Consider the following 20,851-nt stretch of genomic DNA (forward strand, 5'->3'; position numbering starts at 1 on the left):
AAAGCTAATCACACACTGGCCGGGCTTTCGCGTCCGCGCAAATGCAGGGCGGGTGCAAACGGAAGGGCCGCGCCCGGATACTCCCGGCGCGGCCCTTCGTTGCCTGCTCGAACTATGGAGTCCGGCTATGGCGGTGTTACTGCTTTGCCGAATCCCCGAGGGTGGCGTCAACGCTGTCCGTTTTACCGTCCCGGGTGAAGTCGATCGTCGCCTTGCCGCCGGCGGGCTGCATCCGGATGGCTGCAGTCAGCGACTGGGCATCCGTAACCGGGATGCCGTTGACGGACGTGACCACATCGCCCTTGCGCAGGCCGGCTTTTTCGCCCGGCGACCCGGATACCACTTCGGCGACCTCGGCACCCACGGTGAACGTCGACGACGAATCGGATGCGGTTGCCGGCGTCACCGAGACGCCAAGGTAACCGTGGGTCGCGGACCCGTTGTCGATGATTTCTTCCGCTACCCGCTCGGCGTAGGTGATGGGAACGGCGAACCCGACACCGATGTTGCCGCTGTCCTCGCCTGCGGCACCGGAGGCGGCGGAGGCAATCGCGACGTTTACGCCGATGACTTCACCGTCGGTGTTGACCAGCGCGCCGCCGGAGTTGCCGTGGTTGATGGCGGCGTCGGTCTGCACCACGTTGAGGAAGATCGAGCTCTCCGCGGTGCTCTGGTCCTGCGAGGATCCGTCCGGCGGAGCGAACCGGAAACCGAAACCGTTGTCTTCGGGTTCGTCTGAGCTTTCCGACTCTTCCGGCGCGGCCGAGGACTGGACGCTGATGGTGCGGTTGAGGGTGGAGACGATGCCGTCAGTCACTGTCCCGGACAGGCCGAGCGGGGCGCCGATGGCAATCACGGTGTCCCCGACATTCAGGTTCCCGGAATCGCCCAGGGCAGCGGGTGTCAGGTCCGGGGCGTCCACCTTGATGACCGCGAGGTCGGACAGGGGGTCCGTCCCGACGATGGTCGCGGTCAGGACCCGTCCGTCCGCCGTCTGGACTTCGACGACGGGATCGGCGGCGGTGCCTCCGAGGGTGACTACGTGGGTGTTGGTCAGGATGTGGCCGTCCTCGTCCAGGATGATCCCGGAACCGGTGCCCGTGCTGCCGGAGGCGGCAACTTCAATGGTGACCACACTCGGTGAGGCCTTCACTGCCGCCGCCGTGACCGAGTTGACGCTGTCTTCGTCATTCACCACGACTGTCTGCGGCTGGCTGGCCTGGCCGGCAGTATTGCCGTCATCCATGAGCGTGTTGGCCCCGACGGCCACGCCGCCGCCGAACAGACCTGCAAGCAGCATGCCCGCAACCAGTGTTCCCGTCCCGAACTTCTTTGCCCGGGATTCAGGGGCCGGCGTAGTTCCCGCCGGTGCGTGGAAGGCGCTGCCCGAGTCCGTGGACCCGTAAGCGGAAGACCCGTAGGCGGCCGGGCCGTTTCCGTGGCCCGGCTGTCCCTGCGCAGGGACAGCATTCGCCAGGGGTTCGGTCTGCGGGTTGCCCGGCGTATCCCCCTGTGTTTCGCTGTGAGATTCCCCCGCAGCGGTCCCCGAATACGACGGCGGCGCCGGCGGCCGGGGCGGCAACGGGCGTTCGGGGCCCTCGGGACCGCCGTGTTGCTCAGTCATGTGGGTTGTCCTTTCAAAGTTCGTTTACCCATGGTGTAGCCACATCGTTCTTTTTATCCACTATGGCAGTGCTAGCTGGGATGTACGGGGACGATTGCTGGACATCCGCTGTGAACAAACCGAACGCCGTCGTACTGGCAGGCTACTCGAGAAAGAGGGTAAAGGTGCAGGTCAGGCGGGCGTTCCCCGGGCACGCTGCCGACTCTCCCGCTCCGGTCGCGGTGGACGCGGCATAGGGCGGCCCCTAGAATCGGTACCAAGGTCCGGGGCCGCATAAGCTGCCCCTTACGGCAGCTGGAACCGAGCGAGATTAAAACCAAAGGACGTTGTATGCGGTCACGGAACAGGTTGGCGGCCGTACTAGGCCTGAGCGCAGTTACGGTCCTGGTCCCCGCCGCTGCTTTTGCCGGGCCCGCGGATCCCGTCCAGGCGGCCGCCGGTTCGGTGGTCCAGGTGCCGGCGGAATCCCCCGTACGGATACCGCCGGGCGAATTCGTCGTGGACCCCGCGAATGTGCTGGGCAGTGATGCTTCCGAGGTGGAGGAAGCAATTTCGGAAGTGCAGCGGAACAGCGGGTACACCCTCTACGTGGTTTACGTGGATTCCTTCACCAGTCCCGCAGACCCGGCCGCCTGGTCGGAGCAGGTGGTGGAGGGCAAGGGCATGGGCGCTAAGGAAGCACTCCTGAGCATCGCCACCGAGGACCGCAAGATACAGGTCTCCACCGGGGACCAGAGCGTCCTGAACCAGGAGCGGCGCAACGCCATTCTCGCTGCTGCAACCGACCCCCTGCTGGGCTCGCAGGACATTTCCTCCGCCCAGTGGGCCAACAGCGCAGTGAACGCTGCGGAGTCCCTGGAAGACATTGCCCGCGGCGGAGACGGAGAGGTTGCCGCCGCGGAGGAATCCGGCGGAGCCGACGTGGCTCCCCTGCTGGTTGGCGGCGTAGTCGTCGCCGGTGGACTGGGGACCGCCCTGCTGATCCGCAGCCGCCGCCGCAAGTCCGCCGCCGCTGCGCCCGTACAGCAGCAGGGCCCCGCCGCCCCGGTGGATCCGCTGGACACCATGAGCGTGCCGGACCTGCGCAAGCGCGCCGGCAGCCTGCTCGTGGCGGCCGACGACGCGATCAAGTCCAGCGAGCAGGAACTTGGATTTGCCATGGCCGCCTACGGCGAGGATGCCGTCACAACCTTCTCCGAGGACCTGACGGCAGCACGCGCGCACATGGGCGAGTCCTTCAAGCTGCAGCAGCAGCTTGATGACCACATACCCGACACCGAGCAGCAGCAACGGACCTGGCTGAAGGAAATCATCCGCCGGTGCGAGGCAGTGAACGAGTCGCTGCAGGCACACAAGGAAGAGTTCGATTCCCTCCGGGAACTGGAGAAGAACGCCCCCGCCGCCCTGGCCGCGGCACAGGCAGCCGCTGACCAGGCCGCCTCGCGCCTGAGCACCTCGGCGGCGACACTCGATTCGCTGCGGTCCCGCTACGCCGCATCCGCCGTCAGCCAGATCAGCGACAACATCGACCAGGCCCATGAACGCCTGGCGTTCGTGTCCAATGCCGCCGCGACGGCGAATGAAAAGCTGGCCGAAGGGGATACTTCTTCGGCAGTGGTTTCCGTCCGGGCGGCCGAAGAGTCCGTCCACCAGGCCGACGTCCTGCTGGATGCGATCGACAAGCGGAGCCAGGAACTCGACGCCGCACGCCAGGAGCTCCAGCGCGCGGTGGCCGATGCCAACCAGGACCTGGCACAGGCCGGCGCTATTGCCGCCGGCGGAAGCACTCCCGGTCTTGCCGGTCCGGCAGCCGGGGTCCGTGCCGCCCTCGATGCCGTGAACCAGGCCACGCAGGCCGGGCCCATTGACCCGGTGGACCTGCTGCGCCGGCTGGAAACGGCCAACAGCCAACTCGATGCCGCATTGGAAGGCATCCGGGACCGCCAGGAGCAGGAACGCCGGGCACGGGATTCCCTGCAGCACGCCATGATGGCCGCACAGGCGCAGATTTCCGGCACCTCGGACTACATCCGGGCACGCCGCGGAGGCGTCGGCAGCGAAGCCCGGACCCGGCTGGCCGAGGCTGAGCGCAATCTGCAGCAGGCCGTGGCAATGCAGTCCTCAGATCCGGTGAGCGCCCTCGCCTACGCCCAGCAGGCCAATGCCCTGGCTGCCCAGGCAGCGGAAATGGCGCAGCAGGACGTCGACGGTTTCGGCGGAGGTTTCGGCGGAGGCGGCTTCGGCGGCGGAATGGGCGGAGGCGGCGGCAACGGCCTGGGCGGCGCCATCCTCGGAGGTATCCTCATTGATTCCATCCTGCGCGGCGGCTCGCACGGCGGCGGATGGGGCGGCGGCGGGTTCGGCGGCTTCGGCGGAGGCGGCGGCGGGTTCGGCGGAGGCGGCGGGTTCGGCGGAGGCGGCGGGTTCGGCTCATCCGGCGGAAACTTCTAGCCAACACGGGCCAAAGACGCAAAAGTGCACCAAGATGTACCCGTAACGCTCCATGGCGGAGGCGGGCTTTTTCCGAACACAGCAGATTGAAAGGCAGACACCGTGGTTAAGCAGTCGATTTTCGGACGTATCACTCAATTGGCCAAGGCCAACATCAATGCCATCCTCGACCAGGCCGAGGATCCGCAGAAGATGCTCGACCAGATGGTGCGGGATTACAGCAACAACATCGCTGAGGCCGAGAGCGCCGTCGCGCAGACCATCGGGAACCTTCGGATGCTCCAGGACGACTACAACGAGGACATCCAGAACGCCCAGAACTGGGGCAACAAGGCGCTGGCGGCTTCCCGCAAGGCCGATGAGTTCCGCGCGGCCGGGAACACCGCCGACGCCGAGAAGTTCGACAACCTTGCCAAGGTGGCCCTTCAGCGCCAGATCGCCTCTGAAAACGAAGCCAAGGGCGCACAGCCGACCATTGCTTCCCAGGAAGAGATCGTTGAACGCCTCAAGACCGGCCTGAACCAGATGAAGGGCAAGCTGGACCAGCTCACCAGCAAGCGCGACGAACTGATTGCCCGCGCCCGCAACGCCTCCGCGCAGACGCAGATGCATGAGGCCATGAAGAGCATCGACGTCATGGACTCGACCTCTGAGGTGGGCCGTTTCGAGGAGAAGATCCGCCGCGAAGAAGCCCGCGTCCGCGGCGCCAACGAGCTGGCTTCCTCCAGCCTTGATTCGCAGTTCGAGTCACTTGAGGATCTCGGCGAGCAGACCGAGGTCGAAGCCCGTCTGGCGGCCCTGAAGTCTTCCGGCACAACGCAGTCCGCCATCGAGGACTAGCCGCAGCTGCTTCCAGTACTGCCGAAGGGCGGGTGCCGCTACCGGCGCCCGCCCTTCGTCCGTCTGGTGCGTTCCCGCCGGGGCCGGCGCTGCCGGGCCGTGCGTCGGCGCAGGGCCTGCCGCCTCAGGAGAAGAGGCAGGAGCAGCCACAGCAGGGCCACGACAACCGCCACCGATACTGCGGCTATGGCGCCGGCTGCACCGGAGAGTACGAGGTCGAACACCAGGCCAATGGTCCCGACCAGGATCAGGCCCACCAGTACCAAGGTAAGGCGCAGCAGCAGGTCCGCGCTGTCCACGAGGTTCCCCTTGATCCGCCGCTGGAAGAAGGCGCGGTGCATCACCACCGTTGACAGCAGCAGCGCGGTGACAAGCACCGAAAGCACCACCAGGCACAGGTAGATGCCCACCTGGACCGGGTTCAGTTCGGTGAAGCGCTGCTGGAACGGCAGCGTCAGCAGGAATCCGGTCAGGATCTGGATGCCGGTCTGGAGCACCCGCAGCTCCTGCAGCAGGTCCGTCCAGTTCCGGTCCTGCTTCTGCAGCGGGGTCTCACCGCGGTCCGGGTCCCGTTCCGCCGGAGTATCGCCCATGTGGGAAGTGTAGTGGGTCCATTGGCGGGCAAAACAAAAGTCCCCCGAGGTTCCTTGCGGATCCTCGAGGGACTTTCCTTTGTTGCGGGGGCAAGATTTGAACTTGCGACCTCTGGGTTATGAGCCCAGCGAGCTACCGAACTGCTCCACCCCGCGGCGTGATATCTAACTCTACCCGCCGCAGGACCCCGGCGCAAACCGGAACCCTCCGGTCCAAAGCTGCGGGACCCGAGGCCCGGCCGGCAAGCCGGCGGCGGAGCACCCTGGGTGCGCCGCCGCCGGTCCGCTAGTTGCCGCCGTCGCTGTCTTCCGCCGGAGCAGTGGCGCCGTCGGCAGGCGCCTCGGTGGCGTCGCCGCCGGCAGCACCTTCCATCCGTTCCTGGGCTGCAGTAGCCCGGGCAATGGCGTCCTGGAGGCGGGCCTGGGACTCGCCGTAGGCGGCAAAGTCACCGCGGCCAAGGGCAGCCTGGCCGTCCTGGATGGCCTGCCCCGCATCGGAAAGCGCCGTAGCCAGTTCGGACTGGGCGGTCACGTCGCCGCCGCCTTCCGCTGTCGGAGGCGTAGCCCCGACGTTGCCGGCATCTCCCGTGGACGCACCGGAGTCTCCGCCGAAGATCTGGTCCAGGGCTTCTTCCAGGGTGGGTGCGAAGCCCACCTTCTCGCCGAAGTTCACCAGCACCCGCTGCAGCGTCGGATATGAGGCCTCACCCGAGGACTGGACGTACACGGGCTGCACGTACAGGATGCCGTCACCGACCGGCAAGGTCAGCAGGTTGCCGTTGATGACTTCCGAAGCACCCTGGCGCAGGAGGTTCAACGCGTTCGAGACGGTGGGGTCGGAGTTGAAGGTGTTCTGCGCCTGGCCCGGCCCGGGAACAGCCGTATCCGTGGGCAGGGCCAGCAGCCGAAGCTTGCCGTAGTCCTCGCTCCTGACACCCGCTTCCCCGGTGCCGGCGTCTGCCTCAGCGGAGAGGAAACCGTAGAGCACGTTGCGGGGGTCGCCGCCTTCGCTCACGAACGGAATGAACGGCGTCGTCAGCGAGAAGGTCGCTTCATCCTGGCCCGGCATCTGCAGCGACAGGTAGTACGGAGGCTGCTTGACGCTGCCGTTGCCGCCCGTGGGATCGGCCGGAACGCTCCAGGCGTCGTCGTTCTTGTAGAAGGAATCCGGATCGGTGACGTGGTACTTGCCGAGCAGTTCACGCTGGACCTTGAACTGGTCTTCCGGGTAACGCACGTGCGCCATCAGGTCAGCGGACATGTCGCTGTACTTTTTCAGGGTGGAGGGGAAGACGCTCTGCCAGGACTTCAGCAGCGGATCCTCATCGTCCCAGGCATACAACTCGACGGAACCGTCGTAGGCATCAACCGTGGCCTTCACTGCGTTGCGGATGTAGTTCACCTGTTCCTGCGGCAGCGCGGCAGCGCCCGGAGTCAGCGAGTCCGTGGTTGCATCCTGCAGCTCCTGCTGCGTGGAGTAGGGGAAGTACTTGCTCGTGGTGTAGCCGTCCACGATCCACTTCACCCGGCCGTCAATGACAGCGGGGTACGCGTTGGAATCCACGGTCAGGTACGGCGCAACCTTTTCCACCCGCTCGCGGGGGTCGCGGTCATAGAGGATCTGGGATTCCTCGTTGATCGCGTCCGCGAGCAGCAGTTCGGTGGACTGGAACTTGATCGCGTAGACCAGCTGGTTGAAGAAGTTCCCGACGCTCGGGCCGCCCTCGCCGCTGAAGGTGGTCTGCGATTCCTCTTCCGAGTTGCCCGTCTGCGGGCGGTCGATTTCCACCGGCGGGGTGCCCTCCGGTGCGCCGACCACCGAGTACTGCGGAGAGTTTTCGCCGAAGTAGATCCGCGGCTCGTACTCGCCGCCGTCGGTGAGCACACCGGTGGAGGGAATGCCGGACTCCATGAAGCTGGGCTTGCCGTCCGCCCCGACCGTTGAACCGCGCGCCGCCACCACGCCGTAGCCGTGGGTGTAGAGGATGTGTTCGTTGACCCAGCCTGCGGGCACGCCGCCGACGTTCAGCTCGCGGACAGCGATGACCGTGTCCTGGACTTCGCCGTCGATCTCGTAGCGGTCCACGTTCAGGGTTTGCGGGAACTGGTAGTACTGGCGGAACTGCTGCAGCTGGCCGAACGCGTCGGAGACGACATTCGGGTCCAGGAGGCGGATGTTGGCCGTGGTGCCGGCGTCCTGTTCAAGGGCTCCGGCGTTGGCGTTCACCGTGGCGTCGTACGGGATGACCTCGGTGTCGGTCAGGCCGTAGGCCTCCCGCGTGAGGTCGATGTTGCGCTGGATGTATTCGCGCTCGAGGCTCAGTTCCGAAGGCTGCACCTGGTAGCGCTGGACAATCCAGGGGTAGACGCCGCCGGCCACGATGGCCGTGATGATCAGCATTGCGGTGCCGATAATCGGCAGGCGCCAGCGGCCGATGACGGCGGAAAGGATAAACAGGACGGCAACGATGACCGAGGCAACAGCCAGGATCGCCTTGGTCGGGATGACGGCCTCGACGTCGGTGTAGAGGGCGCCGGTCCAGGTTCCCGAGGTGCTCAGCAGGGTGTCGTAGCGGTCGAGCCAGAAGTTGATGCCCTGCAGGATGAGGAACGCTGCGGCGATGATGGCCAGGTGCAGGCGGGCCGGGCGGCTGACGAACACGCCCTTCTCCTCCAGCCGGATGCCGCCGTAAAGGTAGTGGGTCATCAGGCCGGCAATACCGGCAATGACGACGACGCTGATCAGGAAGCCCACCAGGAACCCGATGAAGGGCAGCGTGTTCAGGTAGAAGCTGTAGTCCATGTTGAACTGCGGATCTGTCTGTCCGAAATCGCGCCGGTTGAAGAAGAGCAGGGCCTGCTGCCACATGGACATGGCGGCCGTGCCGGCGAAGCCGCCGACCACGATCGGAATACCGATCATCAGCAGCTTGCGGATGGGCTCAAGCTGGGCCTGGTACCGGTTGAGGTTGTCCTGGAGTGCACTGTCCGGCGCATAGATCGGCCGCGACGTGTAGGCCACCCGGATACTGGTGAACACTCCGGCTGCCATCACGAGGAAGGCTGCAAGGAACATGGAGATACGGGTCAGGTTCTCCTTGACGAAGACTTCCAGATACCCCAGCTGGTTGTACCACAGGACGTTCGCGTAAACCTGGGAAAAGTACACAAAGCCAATGACCAGGACGGCAACTACGATCAGCGTTGCGATCAGCGGGCTGCGCCGCCGTCGCCTGCCGACGGCCGTGGCCGTACCGGGTCGGGAAAATGGGCCGTTTGGTCCGGAAGTCACAGTTACCTCATCGTTCGGTGCGTCGGCTCGCGGCCTGACCGGGATGCGCCGGCGGGAATGCTTTCGGGTCGTGTTTCCAGCCCTGTTTCCCCACCGGTTACCCCGGAAGCCGTCCGTAAATCATTCTGCCTTGGATTGCTCTGCGGCTGCCACTTAGATCCGGTGCCGCAAACAACCTTGTCCCGATCGTAACTAGGCCGGGCCGTCTACTACTAGGGGGTGCACTGTGGCAGGTCCGCCGCACTCCCGCCGGCGGCGAGCTTTTCTACCGCCTGGATGGCCTCGTCCAGGGTGGAAACCCGCACCACGTCCAGGCCTGCCGGAATATGGCCGACGACCTCGCCGCAGTTGTCGGCGGGGGCCAGGAAATACTCGGCACCGGCGTCGGACGCCCCGATCAGTTTTTGCCGGATCCCGCCGATGGGGCCAACATTCCCGGCCGCGTCGATGGTCCCGGTTCCGGCGAAGTGCCTGCCGCCGGTCAACGGTTCCGGGGTGAGCCGGTCCACGATCCCCAGGGCGAACATCATCCCCGCGGACGGACCGCCTACACGTTCCATTCCTGCACCGATGTTGACCTCGAAAGGGAACTCGAAGGAGGTCGCCAGTTCGATGCCGAGCTGATAGGTACCGGAATCGGATTCCCGCGGCGTCACGGATTCGGTTACTTCGTCCCCGTCCCGCCGTACCGTGATTGCCGCAGGCGAGCCGCCGCCGTCGTTCAGGACCGCGCGCAGGCTCTCGATGCCGTCGATCCGGGTGTCATTCACTGCAACCACGGTGTCTCCGGCCTCCAGCACGCCTTCGGCCGGCGCCCCCTCAACCACGGCTGCCACGGTAAGTTCCTGCGTATAGCCGATATCCAGCTGGGTCAGGGCTGCGGCGACGGCGGATTCCTGGGACGACGTCATGGCGGCGGCGTTTTCCTCATCCACCTCGTCGCTGGTGGTTCCCGGCGCGTAGAGGAATTCGGTGGGATAGACGACGTCGTCATTGTTCGCCCAGCCCCCCACGGCCTGGAAGATGCTGATGTTGGTGCTCGGGCCGCCGGAAACGTAGACCGTGGTCAGGTCCAGCTCGCCCTCCGTGGGATAGCTCGGGCGCCCCTCGATCTCGATGATTTCTGCATCGCCGGCGCTTCCCAGCGTATTGAACGTAGGTCCCGGAGACTCCACCACGTACTGGGCGGGCAGCAGCAGGCCGGCGGCGCCGAGGATGGCGGCAAGCGCACCGGAAGCAATCATCGCCCGGGAACGGGCGGAGCGTTTCGCCGGTGCGGGGCGGCCCGCGCCCAGGCCCTGGTACGGATAAACGGAGTAGCTGCCGTCCGGCTGCGGGGCCGGGACGGGAGACTCCCCGGGCACGGGATTACCCGGCCGGCCCTGCGCCGCGGTCCTGCTGTCGTCATGAGAGTGGCGCAACTGACCAACCTTTTCCTGCGCTCGTGTGCTGTGCTCGTTTAGTTGTGCTCGTTATATGGTGCTCGTTTACAGAGCCGGCGCCCTCGGGCTGCCAACCCTGCAAGCCTACGCCCGGCCCCCGCCCGTGGCGTGCAGGGCAGGCTTTGCCTACAGCGAACGAAAACGGCCTGTGCAGGACAGGGGTTGGACGCTGCGGGTAGCGTAAGGGGAATATGGTCGGCAGGTGCCGGGCATCGCACACATTATCTTCCGCAGTATCTTTCCGCTTTATCTTCTTTCACAGGACCGGTGGTATCCCATGAGTTCCAATCCATCCGACCGCGGGGACAACCCGCAGGATCCGCTGTCCGAAATGCTCGCGCGCCTGTTCGGCGCCGGCGGGGCGGGCGGCATGGATCCCACCGAGCTGGCAAAGGCGGCCGGGCTGCCCTCGGACCCCAACGCCATGGCCATGATTTTCCAGCAGGTCCAGGCCATGTTCAGCGCTTCTTCGGACGGTCCGGTGAACTGGCAGCTGGCCAAGGACAACGCCCGGCGGGTGGCAGCAACCGGCAGCGACCCTTCCACTGGCCCGACGGCGGCCCGCGAGGTTGACGAGGCACTGCACCTGGCCGAACTCTGGCTGGACCCGGCCACCGATTTCGCGTCCACCGCCAGCCTTGGCCGCGCCTGGTCGCGGGTGGAGTGGGTTGAAGCCACGATGGATTCCTGGCGCCGCCTGACCGAACCGGTGGCGGTGAGCATTTCTGAAGCCCTGTCCAATGCCATCACCACGCAGATGCCCGAAGAAATGAAGTCCATGATGGGCGGGGCGTCCTCCATGCTCGCCAACATGGGCGGCGCAATGTTCGGCATCCAGCTCGGCCAGGCCGTAGGGGCGCTGTCCAAGGAAGTGGTGAGCTCCACCGACGTCGGCCTGCCCCTCGCGGCCGGAACCATGGCACTGCTGCCCGCCAACGTTGCAGCCTTCGGCGAAGGCCTGGATATCCCGGAAGCGGAAATCCGCCTGTACCTTGCCGTCCGGGAAGCAGCGCATGCCCGCCTCTTCGCACAGGCACCGTGGTTGGCGTCCCACCTCTTCGGCACCATCGAAAGCTATGCCCGCGGCATCCACATCGACATGTCAAAGATCGAGGAAGCCGCCCGGGAGATCGACCCGGCCAATCCCGAGTCCATCCAGGCTGCCCTGTCCGGCGGAGTCTTCCAGCCCCAGCGCACGCCGGCCCAGGATGCCGCCCTTGAACGGCTGGAGACCGCCCTGGCCCTGGTGGAAGGCTGGGTGGACGAGGTCACGGCCGCTGCCACCGCGAACCTGCCCTCGGCGGGGGCCCTTCGGGAAATGATCCGCCGGCGTCGTGCCAGCGGTGGTCCCGCTGAGCACACATTCGCTTCCCTGGTGGGCCTGGAGCTGCGGCCGCGGCGCCTGCGCGATGCCGCTGCACTCTGGGCGCATCTCACGGAGGAACGCGGCATTGAGGGCCGCGATGCCATCTGGCAGCACCCGGATCTCCTGCCGACCTCCGAGGACCTCGATGATCCCAAGGGCTTCAGCCGGCGGCGTGAACTTCTCGAGGCGGCCGACTCCGACGTTGATGCCGCCCTGAAGCGCCTCCTCGACGGCGGATTCGACACGCCTGCCGACGAATCCGGCCCTGAAGAAGAGGGTTCCGGGGAAACTGCAACGGATGCGCCGGCAGCCGGAAACACCGACGGCGGCTCGGACAGCGGCTCGGATAAGACCGACGGCGGTTCGGACAAGGCCGACGGCGACGACGGGAAGCCCGGCGCCAGCTAGCTGACCGGCAGCACCCGCAGCTGCTCCAGGGGCAACAGCCTCTGGAGCAGCTGTGTTTAAGGACTGGTCAGTCCTCCCCCATCTCGCCCTTCAGGCCGCGGGCGCTGGCGAACGCTGCTCCGGAGAGGAAGGCCTTGGCGGTCTCCGTCTGCGGATAGCTTTCCAGCAGGCGCCAGAACGCCGGTCCGTGCGAGGGCACCAGCAAGTGTGCGAGTTCGTGAAGCAGCACGTAGTCGATAACCCATTCGGGCATGCCCTGCAGCTTGTCGGAAAGCCGGATGGTTCCCCTGCCGGGCGTGGCCGATCCCCAGCGCGAGTTCTGGTTGCTCACCCAGCGGACGGACTGCGGGCGGGCACGGCCGGAGAGGTAGGTCCGGGATAGTTCCGCGGCACGCAGCATCAGCTCGCTCTCGCTGGTCTCCGGATCCGGCACACCGGCCGAGCGCTCTTCCAGCCGCGCGACCATCCGGCGCACCCATTCCGCCTCCTGTGCAGTGGAGAAATGCGCGGGGATCGAAATCAGCGCCACCCCGTCACGGAAGACGGCGTTGACCGTCCGCTTCCGCCGGGCGGACCGGCGGACCTGGATCGGTATTCCGGTGCTGGTGGTGGCCGGGATGGAAACGTCGGCGGTCCGGTGCGGGGAAGGCATATTCCAAGCCTAGCCGCCGCCGCCGGCGGCCCTGCAGCCTGTGGATAACCCGGAACGGCTGCGAACACCGTGCCAGCATGGGCAGCAACCCGGCCGAGCGGGCAGTGTCGACAGCCCGGAGGACAAGGGCGGGCAACAGGGCAGGAAGAACCAGACCAACGGGAGCAGGCCATGCGGATCAATCCTGGAATTCATGTGCTGGAAGTTTCACCGGGAGCCCGGCAACTGGGAATCGGCTCAGGATCCCTGCTGCTGCGCAACCTCCAGGACGCCGACCTCGCTTTCCTGGCGGCGCTGCGTCAAGGCGTTCCGGACGGTGCCGAAGCGGCCACAGCAGCAGGACTGTCCCTCCCGCCGGACCGCGCAGCGTCGCTCCTGCAGGTCCTGGGCCCGTTGCTTGTACCGCAGGAGGGAACCGCGGACCCCATTCCCTCCCTGCGCTCGGAACGGCTCCTCCCGGACGCACAGCGCCTTTCCTCCGCCTATCGCGTCAACGGTGAGGAATCGATCCGGCGGCGCGCCGCTGCGGCCGTCTCAGTGGATGGATTGGGCCGCGCAGGAGCCCTGGTGGCACGCACCCTTGCCTCCGCAGGCATTGGCACCCTGCTGCTCACCGACCCCGGGGTGGTGAGCCCGGCAGATGTCGGCACGGCCTATGCCATGACCGATATCGGAATGAACCGGGCAGCCGCCGTCAAACGGCACCTGTTCCGGATCGACCCCACCCTTCAGGTGCTGACCATGGCGCCGGGCGGAAGCCGCCAGGTTCCGCCCGCAGTGGATCTGGCGGTGACCGTCCGCGCGGTCGGGGCCGGTCCCGGACGGCCGGGACGGCAGTCGGAGCTGCCGGACGGTGACGAGGGTGTTCCCCGACTGGTACTGACCGCCCAGGAAGGCGGATGGGATATCGGCCCGTTGGTGGTTCCAGGCGTCACGCCCTGCCTGGAATGCCTGGACCGGCACCGGGCAGATACCGATCCCGGGTGGTACGCCGCAATGGAAGCCCTGACGGTGGACGAGGATAAAGCCCCCGGGCAGGGGCATGCGGGCACGCCGGACTCGTCGGGTCCCTCGGGCGAGGAACTTGCCGGGTCGGTCCTGGCCGCCGGAGCGGCGGCCATGGCGGCACTGGTCTTCCTGGATGGAATCAATCAACCGGCGGTGTTCTCCGCAGTCCTGCGGCTGCGGACTTCCGACGGTTACCCGCAGCTGCGGAAACTGGACTACCACCCCGCCTGCGGCTGCCGCCTGCAACGCAGCAGCAACCGGGTGGCGTAGCCGGCGGCCCAAGGTCCAGCGGCCGGGGCCCGGCGCCAGTGCCCGCGTCCGGCGGCCGGCGTCCGGCGGCCGGCGGCCGGCCAGGCGGCTAGGCTCCGGCGCTTTCCTCGAGCACCTTCAGTACCGCCTCGCCGTAGCGTTCCAGTTTCGACGGCCCGACGCCGGGCAGGGTGGCCAGCCGGTTCAGTGACGGCGGCCGGTCTTCCGCGATGGCGACCAGGGTGGCATCCGTGAACACCACAAACGCCGGAATACCTGCTTCGGCGGCCGCTTCACGGCGCCATTCCCGCAGCGCGTCGAAGGTCGCTTCCTCATAGGTCACCGGGCAGTCCCCGCAGCGCCCGACTTTGCGTTCGGCGCCGGTATTCAGCAGGGCACCGCAGCTGCGGCACTTCGCCGGCCCGGTGACCTTGCGCCGGGCCTGCTTGGCCGGTCCGGCCGTCCGTCCGGCGTCCCGCTCCGTCCGGGGACGCAGTCCGTCCAGGAACCGTGACGGTTTCCGGTTGGCACGCCCGCCCGGTGTCCGGGCCGTGGACCAGGACAGCGCCAGGTGTTCCCGGGCACGGGTAATGCCCACGTAGAGCAGCCGACGTTCCTCGTCGACGGCTTCGGGGGTGTCGGCAAAGGAAATGGGCATCAGGCCTTCGCTCAGTCCTACCAGGAACACCGCATCCCACTCCAGACCCTTGGCCGAGTGCAGGGACGCCAGGGTTACCCCCTGGACGCGGGGTGCGTGCTGTGCCGCGGCACGTTCCTCCAGTTCCGCCACGAAGTCCTGCATGGTGAAGATGCTGTCCGGGTCACGGGTCCGGGTGACCTGCAGCTCTTCGGCGAGCGCCACGAGCGCCGCCAGGGATTCCCAGCGTTCCCGCGTGGCGCCGCCCCCTGTCGGCGCCTCGGACGTGTAGCCCAGGGAAGCCAGGATGTCCCGCACCATCTGGGGCACGGGCTCGTTGCCCACGGACCGGGACGCCGCACGGAGCTGCAGCACCGCGTCGCGGACCTCGCGGCGGGCGAAGAACCGCTCGCCGCCGCGCAGCTGGTAACCGATACCCGCTGACGCCAGCGCCTGCTCATAGGCCTGCGACTGTCCGTTGGTACGGAAGAGGACGGCGATCTCGCTGGCCTGGACCCCCTGTTCGATCAGTGCCTTGATGGAGGAGGCCACGTGCGCGGCTTCTGCTTCGTCGTCGGCGCATTCGGTAAAGGTCGGCTCCGGGCCGGCCGGCCGCTGCGCCACCAGCTCCAGCGGCGTGGGCCAGGCCGGTGCCGTCCGGTTCCGCTCCCCCTCGGCCGTGCGGGCTGCGAGGATCCGGTTCGCCAGGCCGACCACCTGCGGCGTGGAGCGGTAATCGCGGACCAGCTTGATGACGTCGGCGCCGGGGAACCGCTTGGTGAAGTCCAGCAGGTGCCGCGGGGTGGCGCCGGTGAAGGAGTAGATGGTCTGGCTGGAATCGCCCACCACGCAGAGTTCGTTGCGGGCGCCCAGCCACAGGTCCAAGAGCCGCTGCTGCAGCGGTGAAACGTCCTGGTACTCGTCCACCACGAAGTGCCGGTACTGGTCCCGCACCATGGCTGCCACCCGCTCGTCTTCCTGGAGGATTCCCACCATGATCAGCAGGACGTCTTCGAAGTCGATGATGTTGCGGTCCACTTTTACGTCCTCGTAGGACTGGAAGATCCGCGAAATGGCCGTCAGGTCAAACCCTGCCGGGGGTTCCCGGTCACCGGCGGCCCGCACGTAGCTGTCCGGCGTAAGCATGGAAACCTTCGCCCATTCGATTTCCGCGGCAACGTCGCGGATGGCGGCCCGGTCGGTGGACAGCCTCAGGCGCCGCGCAGCTTCCGCGATGATCTGGGCCTTGTGGTCCAGCAGGCCGGGCATCGCTCCGCCGACGGTATGCGGCCAGAAGTACTGCAGCTGCTTCAGCGCGGCAGCGTGGAAGGTCCGTGCCTGGACGCCGCCGGCCCCGAGGTCCCGGAGCCTGGTGCGCATTTCCGCTGCGGCCCGCGCCGTGAAGGTAACCGCGAGCACCTGCTGCGGCTTGTAGACGCCGGTGGCCACGCCGTAGGCCATCCGGTGCGTGATGGCACGGGTCTTACCGGTACCGGCACCTGCCAGGACGCAGAGGGGGCCGGTGAGGGTGGTGGCTACTGCCCGCTGCTCGTCGTCGAGCCCTGCAAGGATTCGTGCTTCTGGTGATTCACTGCTCATGCGCGGGCGTTGGCCTCCGGTTCGGTTATGGTGCCGCCGTACCAGCGCTCGATCAGGTTACGGGCGATGGATATGGGGCCTGCAATGGTGATTTCGCCGCTGGCCACGGCATCGGTGAGTTCCGTCCGGCTGAACCAGCGGACATCGGACATTTCGACGCCGTCGGCCTTCGCATCCGCGTTCTGTGCGCGGGCGGTGAAGCCCAGCATGAGTGAACACGGGAACGGCCACGGCTGCGAACCGAGGTACTGCGGGCTGTGGACAACCACGTTGGACTCTTCAGCCACCTCGCGGATGACGGCGGCCTCCAGCGATTCCCCGGGCTCAACGAATCCGGCCAGGGTGGAATACCGGTTCCCCGCCCAGGCAGCTGCCGAGCCAAGCAGGATACGGTCGTGCTCGTCAATAACGGCAACGATGATGGCGGGGTCGGTGCGCGGGAAGTGTGAGCTGCCGTCCTCGGGACAGCGGCGGACCCAGCCGCCCTGCTCCGGAACAGTCCGTGCACCGCAGCGGGGGCAGTGGGTGTGCACGGAGTGCCAGTTGGCGATGGAAGCTGCCTCGACGAACAGCCCTGCGTCCAAGGCACCCAGATGGGTTGCGGCTTCACGCAGGCTCACCCAGGCGGCGCCGTCCACGGCGAGCGCTTCATCAGGTTCGGGCAGGGTCACCAGCACGACGTCGGTTCCCAGCGGCACCTGCGCATCTTCAAGCGTCCGGCCCAGATAGACGGGAACGTCGCCAAAGCCCGCCGCAGGCGGTTCAAAGAGCACCAGGGCGCCGTCGCGGACGAGGGTGCGGCCCGAAGCCAGGTACATGACCCGGGTTCCGACGTCGGCACGGATGGTTTCGAAGAGATCCGGTGCCACGCGGCGCTCGGAGCCCCGGTCCACGGCCGTGCGCGCCAGCGGTAATAAACCCAATGGAGTTGCTTCTGCTGCCGGTGCCGGGATACTCATACCACCTACCGTACTGACTCCCTCCCCCCAAACTGTAGTTGGCCCCCGGCGCCGTGCCCGGTCTGAGGTTTTCCTCACGGTTTGGACGACTCGCCGCCCGGCAATGGTTATTCGGACCACATCTGCCCATACGGTTGAAGATGTGAAACGGACCCCCATGGAATTGGCTGCAATGGCCAGCGCTGCCGTCCCAGGGCTGACCCCTACCGGCGTTGCCGGTTCCCCGGACGACGCTGCCGATTTTGACGCGGCGCTGCTGATTGACGACGCCGGGCGCCGGTGGCGCGTCCGGTCCCCCAAACACCTCGAGGCCAGTATGCGCCTGGAGACCGAACTGCTGGTCCTGCGCACGTTTGTCCCGGCGGTGAGGGCCGAATTGCCGTTTGCCCTGCCCTATGTTGCCGGCACCGTCCGCCAGGGCGAGCTCTGCACTTTTGTCTATTCCCACCTTCCGGGCGCCCTCCGGAGCATTGATGCCCTGGTGACGGCCGGGCGTTCCGTCGCCACGGAGATCGGCCGGGCCATGGCCGCGATCCATGCCATTCCCCGGGAGCTGGTTACCTCCGCGGACCTGCCGAGCTACAGCGCGAACGAGTTCAGGCAGCGGCGCCTGAATGAGCTGGACCAGGCGGCCACCACCGGCAAGATCCCCGCCGTACTGCTGCGGCGCTGGGAGCACGCACTGGAAGACGTCTCGCTGTGGCGTTTCAAGCCCACCGTGGTCCACGGCGACCTGCATGAAGACAACATCCTGCTCACCGGCGAACGGGTCAGCGCGGTGACCGGCTGGACCGATCTCCGGGTGGGCGACCCGGCAGATGATTTCGCCTGGTTGATCGCGGCCAACGATCCCCGGTTCACGGAGACCGTGCACGCGGCCTATTTGGAAGCCAGCAACGATCCCGAGGATCCGCACCTGATCCGCCGGGCAGCATTGTCTGCGGAATTCGCCCTCGCGCAGTGGCTGGTGCGCGGCGTCGCCGCAGAGAACTCCACCATGGTCGACGAAGCCGTGGAGATGCTCGGCACCCTCGAAGAAGACGTACTGGCGCAGGAAGCGTCTGACCGGCGGGACAGCCAGGCCCGCGCTGCGGACGCCCGGGCCGCGGAAGCCGAAGCCGCGGCCGCGGCGGCAGTCCGGCCGGCTGCCGCCAAGGTTACCGTTGTCCCCATTGCCCCGGACGCGGCACCCACGGCGTCAGGCGCTAACGACGCCGGCCCGGACACCGGCAGCGTCAGCCGCGTGGTCGGTACCGAAACAGGGTTCGACACGGAAAACGACACCGAAACCGCAGCGGCCACGGACCGCCGCGAACCTGATGAGAGCGTGCGGGGAACCCTGTCCCCCGCCGAGGGAACACCCGGGGAAGCCGAAGCGGATGAAGCCGCAGCTTCCGGCGTGGCCACTGGCTCCGGGAACAATCCGGAAACCGACGCCGCGGCGGACAACGCTTCCGGTGACAGCGCTTCCCGCGACGGGCAGTCCGACAAGAGCCAGCCGGGCACCGAAACGACGGCCCTCCCGCTGACCCCGGTTCCGGACAAATAGCTCCGCACGACCGCACTCCGGTGCCCCGCCCGATTTTCGGCGGGGCACCGTTTTTCTTTTAGAAGCTGTTGCAATGTCCCGGCTCCTGCCCTAGGTTAGTTACATCAGTAACGAACTAAGCAAGTAGTGAACCGGGGACTTGGGTCCCCGGCACGAAAACACAGGAGCCGCTTTGATAGATGACAGCAGGCCGATCTTCCAACAGATCGCCGAACGCGTCGAAGGCGACATCCTTGACGAAACCCTCAAGGAGGAAAGCCAGGTGCCTTCCACCAATGAGTTCGCAGCCTTTTACCGGATCAACCCGGCGACGGCGGCCAAGGGCATCAATCTCCTTGTGGATGAGGGCATCCTCTATAAGCGCAGGGGCATCGGCATGTTCGTGGCGCCCGGAGCCAGGGAAGCCGTCCTCAAAAAGCGGCGGGAACAGTTCTACGAGCAGTACGTCCGTCCGCTGACAATCGAAGCGCGGAAGCTGGGTATTGACGGCACCCAGCTCGCCGGATTGATTCAGCGCAGTGCCGTCGACACCGAAGGGAGCATGGCGCCATGACTGCCGGCACCACGAACGTGATAGAAACCCGGAACCTTACGCGCCGTTACCGGGACCAGCTAGCGCTCGACAACGTTGACCTGGATATCTCCGGCGGCCGCATTTACGGGCTGCTCGGACGCAACGGAGCGGGCAAGACCACCCTGATGTCCATCCTCACGGCCCAGGGCTTTGAGTCTTCCGGCGAGGTACGGGTCTTCGGGGAACACCCCTTCGAAAATGACCGGGTGCTGCAACGGCTGTGCTTCGTCCGCGAATCACAGAAATACCCGGACGATTTCACCGCGGCCAACGCTTTTGCATCCGCCGCGCTTCTTTATCCCAACTGGGATGCCGGGTTCGCCGCCTCGCTCGCGGAAGAATTCCACCTGCCGGTCAAGCGCCGGTTGAAGAAGCTTTCCCGCGGCCAGCTTTCCGCCGTCGGAGTGGTTCTCGGACTGGCCTCACGGGCGGAAATCACCTTCTTTGACGAGCCCTACCTGGGGCTCGACGCCGTGGCCCGGCAGATTTTCTACGACCGGCTGGTTGAAGACTTCGCAGAGCATCCCCGCACCATCGTGCTTTCCTCGCATCTGATCGACGAAGTGGCCCTTCTCCTGGAGCACGTGATCGTGATCGACAACGGCAGGATTGTCCTGGATGACGATGCAGAGAACATCAGGGGCAGCGCCGTAACCATCACCGGAACTGCGGACGTCGTCGAGTCCTTCATCACCGGGTACCCGGTGCTGCACCGCGAATCCCTGGGGTCCCTTGCCTCGGTGACCGTAGAGCACCGGCTGGACGACGCCGGGCGCCGGGAGGCCGCAGAGCTTGGGTTGCAGCTGACCCCGGTATCCCTGCAGCAACTCATTGTCCGCAAGACCCTGCAGGCCGATGGCGTAGAGAAGCCGTCCGGCACTGCGGCAACAGACAGCCTGGAGGCGTTCCAATGAACCGTGCAGTAGCCGTGGCGCGAATGCAGCTGACCAATAAATGGATCTACCTGTGGATTCCGCTGATTATCCTGGCTGCCTCCACACTGATTTCGCTGGCCATCTTCGCGATGATCCCGGACGACGCCTCGAACGTCATTTCGGGCTCCGGGCAGGCCGTGATGTGGTATTTTTTTGCCCTGGGCATCCAGGCCATGACCCTGCTCTTCCCCTTCTCGCAGGCCCTCAGCGTCAGCCGGCGTGCCTTCTACATCGGCACCATCGGATTGTTCTCCCTGGTCGCCCTGGCTCTCGCGGTCCTGTATTGGGTACTGGGCCTGGTGGAGCAGGCAACCGACGGCTGGGGCATGAGGGGCGCCATCTTCGCCATCCCGTGGATTGCCGAGGGCACCTGGTACAGCCAGATCCTCTTCTATTTCGCGGTCGCCATCCTGCTGTTCCTGCTGGGCTTCTGGAGTTCGACCATCTACAAGCGGTGGCGGACGATTGGACTCACGGCAGCGCTGGTGGGTGCCGGCGCCGTCCTGCTGGGAGTTATCGCCCTGATCACCTGGCGGGAGGCCTGGCCTTCGGTCGGCGGCTGGATAGTGCAGCTGACGCCCCTGTCGCTGGCCGGCTGGCTGCTGGCTGCCGGTGCACTGCTTGCCCTCACGTCCTATGCCACGCTTCGGCGTGCCGTTCCCTGATCCGCCCT

15 protein-coding genes and 1 tRNA gene are annotated in these 20,851 nt (G+C 66.4%); 8 read left to right on the forward strand and 8 right to left on the reverse strand.

All coding sequences use genetic code 11. The features are described from left to right. Positions 1 to 136 precede the first annotated feature (136 nt). Positions 137 to 1,624 carry a S1C family serine protease gene (locus N2K99_RS11935; protein WP_227933114.1) on the reverse strand — a complete coding sequence of 496 codons (1,488 nt, stop codon included), beginning with the start codon at positions 1,622 to 1,624 and terminating at the stop codon, positions 137 to 139. A 348-nt stretch (positions 1,625 to 1,972) separates the two neighbouring features. On the opposite strand from N2K99_RS11935, the gene N2K99_RS11940 reads away from it, so the two are divergent. Beyond that, positions 1,973 to 4,075 carry a YgcG family protein gene (locus N2K99_RS11940; protein WP_260554640.1) on the forward strand — a complete coding sequence of 701 codons (2,103 nt, stop codon included), beginning with the start codon at positions 1,973 to 1,975 and terminating at the stop codon, positions 4,073 to 4,075. Between the two features lie 102 nt (positions 4,076 to 4,177). After that, the gene (locus N2K99_RS11945; protein ID WP_227918389.1) at positions 4,178 to 4,915 is read left to right on the forward strand and encodes a PspA/IM30 family protein; all 738 of its coding nucleotides are present in this window, start codon (positions 4,178 to 4,180) and stop codon (positions 4,913 to 4,915) included. Positions 4,916 to 4,953: 38 nt separating this feature from the next. On the opposite strand, the gene N2K99_RS11950 is transcribed toward N2K99_RS11945, so the two are convergent. From N2K99_RS11950 to N2K99_RS11965, 4 genes are all read right to left on the reverse strand, one after another. Continuing rightward, positions 4,954 to 5,508 (reverse strand): DUF6328 family protein, encoded by a 555-nt coding sequence (locus tag N2K99_RS11950; RefSeq protein WP_227933112.1) that lies wholly within the window; start codon positions 5,506 to 5,508, stop codon positions 4,954 to 4,956. An 82-nt stretch (positions 5,509 to 5,590) separates the two neighbouring features. Continuing rightward, positions 5,591 to 5,664 (reverse strand) — tRNA-Met (locus N2K99_RS11955). Between the two features lie 130 nt (positions 5,665 to 5,794). Then, positions 5,795 to 8,800 carry a UPF0182 family protein gene (locus N2K99_RS11960; RefSeq protein ID WP_374200033.1) on the reverse strand — a complete coding sequence of 1,002 codons (3,006 nt, stop codon included), beginning with the start codon at positions 8,798 to 8,800 and terminating at the stop codon, positions 5,795 to 5,797. Positions 8,801 to 9,012: 212 nt separating this feature from the next. After that, positions 9,013 to 10,221 carry a PDZ domain-containing protein gene (locus N2K99_RS11965; RefSeq protein WP_227933111.1) on the reverse strand — a complete coding sequence of 403 codons (1,209 nt, stop codon included), beginning with the start codon at positions 10,219 to 10,221 and terminating at the stop codon, positions 9,013 to 9,015. A 298-nt stretch (positions 10,222 to 10,519) separates the two neighbouring features. Here N2K99_RS11965 and N2K99_RS11970 point away from each other — a divergent pair, with 298 nt between their 5' ends. Beyond that, entirely contained in the window at positions 10,520 to 12,016 is a 1,497-nt protein-coding gene (locus N2K99_RS11970) for a zinc-dependent metalloprotease (protein WP_227933110.1), read from the forward strand. A 67-nt stretch (positions 12,017 to 12,083) separates the two neighbouring features. Here N2K99_RS11970 and N2K99_RS11975 read toward each other — a convergent pair whose 3' ends face one another. Next, a complete protein-coding gene (locus tag N2K99_RS11975) occupies positions 12,084 to 12,668 on the reverse strand; it encodes a M48 family metallopeptidase (RefSeq protein ID WP_227933109.1) in 585 nt (194 codons plus the stop codon). Positions 12,669 to 12,839: 171 nt separating this feature from the next. Between N2K99_RS11975 and N2K99_RS11980 the strand changes: the two genes are divergently transcribed. Beyond that, positions 12,840 to 13,946: a ThiF family adenylyltransferase gene (locus tag N2K99_RS11980; protein ID WP_227933108.1), complete on the forward strand. Its 1,107-nt coding sequence runs from the start codon at positions 12,840 to 12,842 to the stop codon at positions 13,944 to 13,946. Between the two features lie 88 nt (positions 13,947 to 14,034). On the opposite strand, the gene N2K99_RS11985 is transcribed toward N2K99_RS11980, so the two are convergent. Continuing rightward, positions 14,035 to 16,161 carry an ATP-dependent DNA helicase UvrD2 gene (locus N2K99_RS11985; protein ID WP_227918395.1) on the reverse strand — a complete coding sequence of 709 codons (2,127 nt, stop codon included), beginning with the start codon at positions 16,159 to 16,161 and terminating at the stop codon, positions 14,035 to 14,037. Beyond that, positions 16,158 to 17,120: an NAD(+) diphosphatase gene (gene nudC, locus N2K99_RS11990; protein WP_227933107.1), complete on the reverse strand. Its 963-nt coding sequence runs from the start codon at positions 17,118 to 17,120 to the stop codon at positions 16,158 to 16,160. The genes N2K99_RS11985 and nudC overlap by 4 nt, the downstream gene beginning before the upstream one ends. Before the next feature lie 142 nt (positions 17,121 to 17,262). On the opposite strand from nudC, the gene N2K99_RS11995 reads away from it, so the two are divergent. From N2K99_RS11995 to N2K99_RS12010, 4 genes are all read left to right on the forward strand, one after another. Continuing rightward, positions 17,263 to 18,669: a phosphotransferase gene (locus tag N2K99_RS11995; protein WP_227933106.1), complete on the forward strand. Its 1,407-nt coding sequence runs from the start codon at positions 17,263 to 17,265 to the stop codon at positions 18,667 to 18,669. 172 nt (positions 18,670 to 18,841) lie between these two features. Then, positions 18,842 to 19,222, forward strand: a complete 381-nt coding sequence (locus N2K99_RS12000; RefSeq protein WP_227918398.1) for a GntR family transcriptional regulator — start codon at positions 18,842 to 18,844, stop codon at positions 19,220 to 19,222. After that, positions 19,219 to 20,157, forward strand: a complete 939-nt coding sequence (locus tag N2K99_RS12005) for an ABC transporter ATP-binding protein (protein ID WP_227918399.1) — start codon at positions 19,219 to 19,221, stop codon at positions 20,155 to 20,157. The genes N2K99_RS12000 and N2K99_RS12005 overlap by 4 nt, the downstream gene beginning before the upstream one ends. Then, a complete protein-coding gene (locus N2K99_RS12010) occupies positions 20,154 to 20,843 on the forward strand; it encodes a hypothetical protein (RefSeq protein ID WP_227933105.1) in 690 nt (229 codons plus the stop codon). Before N2K99_RS12005 ends, N2K99_RS12010 begins: the two co-directional genes overlap by 4 nt. Positions 20,844 to 20,851 lie beyond the last annotated feature (8 nt).

The sequence above is a fragment of the Arthrobacter sp. zg-Y1110 genome, from assembly GCF_025244865.1.
Taxonomy (GTDB): Bacteria; Actinomycetota; Actinomycetes; order Actinomycetales; family Micrococcaceae; genus Arthrobacter_B.

Excerpts from the sequence above, each read along its gene's own strand:
- N2K99_RS11980 (WP_227933108.1), top strand. The coding sequence starts at position 12,840 with ATGCGGATCAATCCTGGAATTCATGTGCTGGAAGTTTCACCGGGAGCC.
- N2K99_RS12010 (WP_227933105.1), top strand. The coding sequence starts at position 20,154 with ATGAACCGTGCAGTAGCCGTGGCGCGAATGCAGCTGACCAATAAATGG.
- N2K99_RS11950 (WP_227933112.1), bottom strand. The coding sequence starts at position 5,508 with ATGGGCGATACTCCGGCGGAACGGGACCCGGACCGCGGTGAGACCCCG.
- N2K99_RS11935 (WP_227933114.1), bottom strand. The coding sequence starts at position 1,624 with ATGACTGAGCAACACGGCGGTCCCGAGGGCCCCGAACGCCCGTTGCCG.
- N2K99_RS11975 (WP_227933109.1), bottom strand. The coding sequence starts at position 12,668 with ATGCCTTCCCCGCACCGGACCGCCGACGTTTCCATCCCGGCCACCACC.
- N2K99_RS11970 (WP_227933110.1), top strand. The coding sequence starts at position 10,520 with ATGAGTTCCAATCCATCCGACCGCGGGGACAACCCGCAGGATCCGCTG.
- N2K99_RS12005 (WP_227918399.1), top strand. The coding sequence starts at position 19,219 with ATGACTGCCGGCACCACGAACGTGATAGAAACCCGGAACCTTACGCGC.
- nudC (WP_227933107.1), bottom strand. The coding sequence starts at position 17,120 with ATGAGTATCCCGGCACCGGCAGCAGAAGCAACTCCATTGGGTTTATTA.
- N2K99_RS11985 (WP_227918395.1), bottom strand. The coding sequence starts at position 16,161 with ATGAGCAGTGAATCACCAGAAGCACGAATCCTTGCAGGGCTCGACGAC.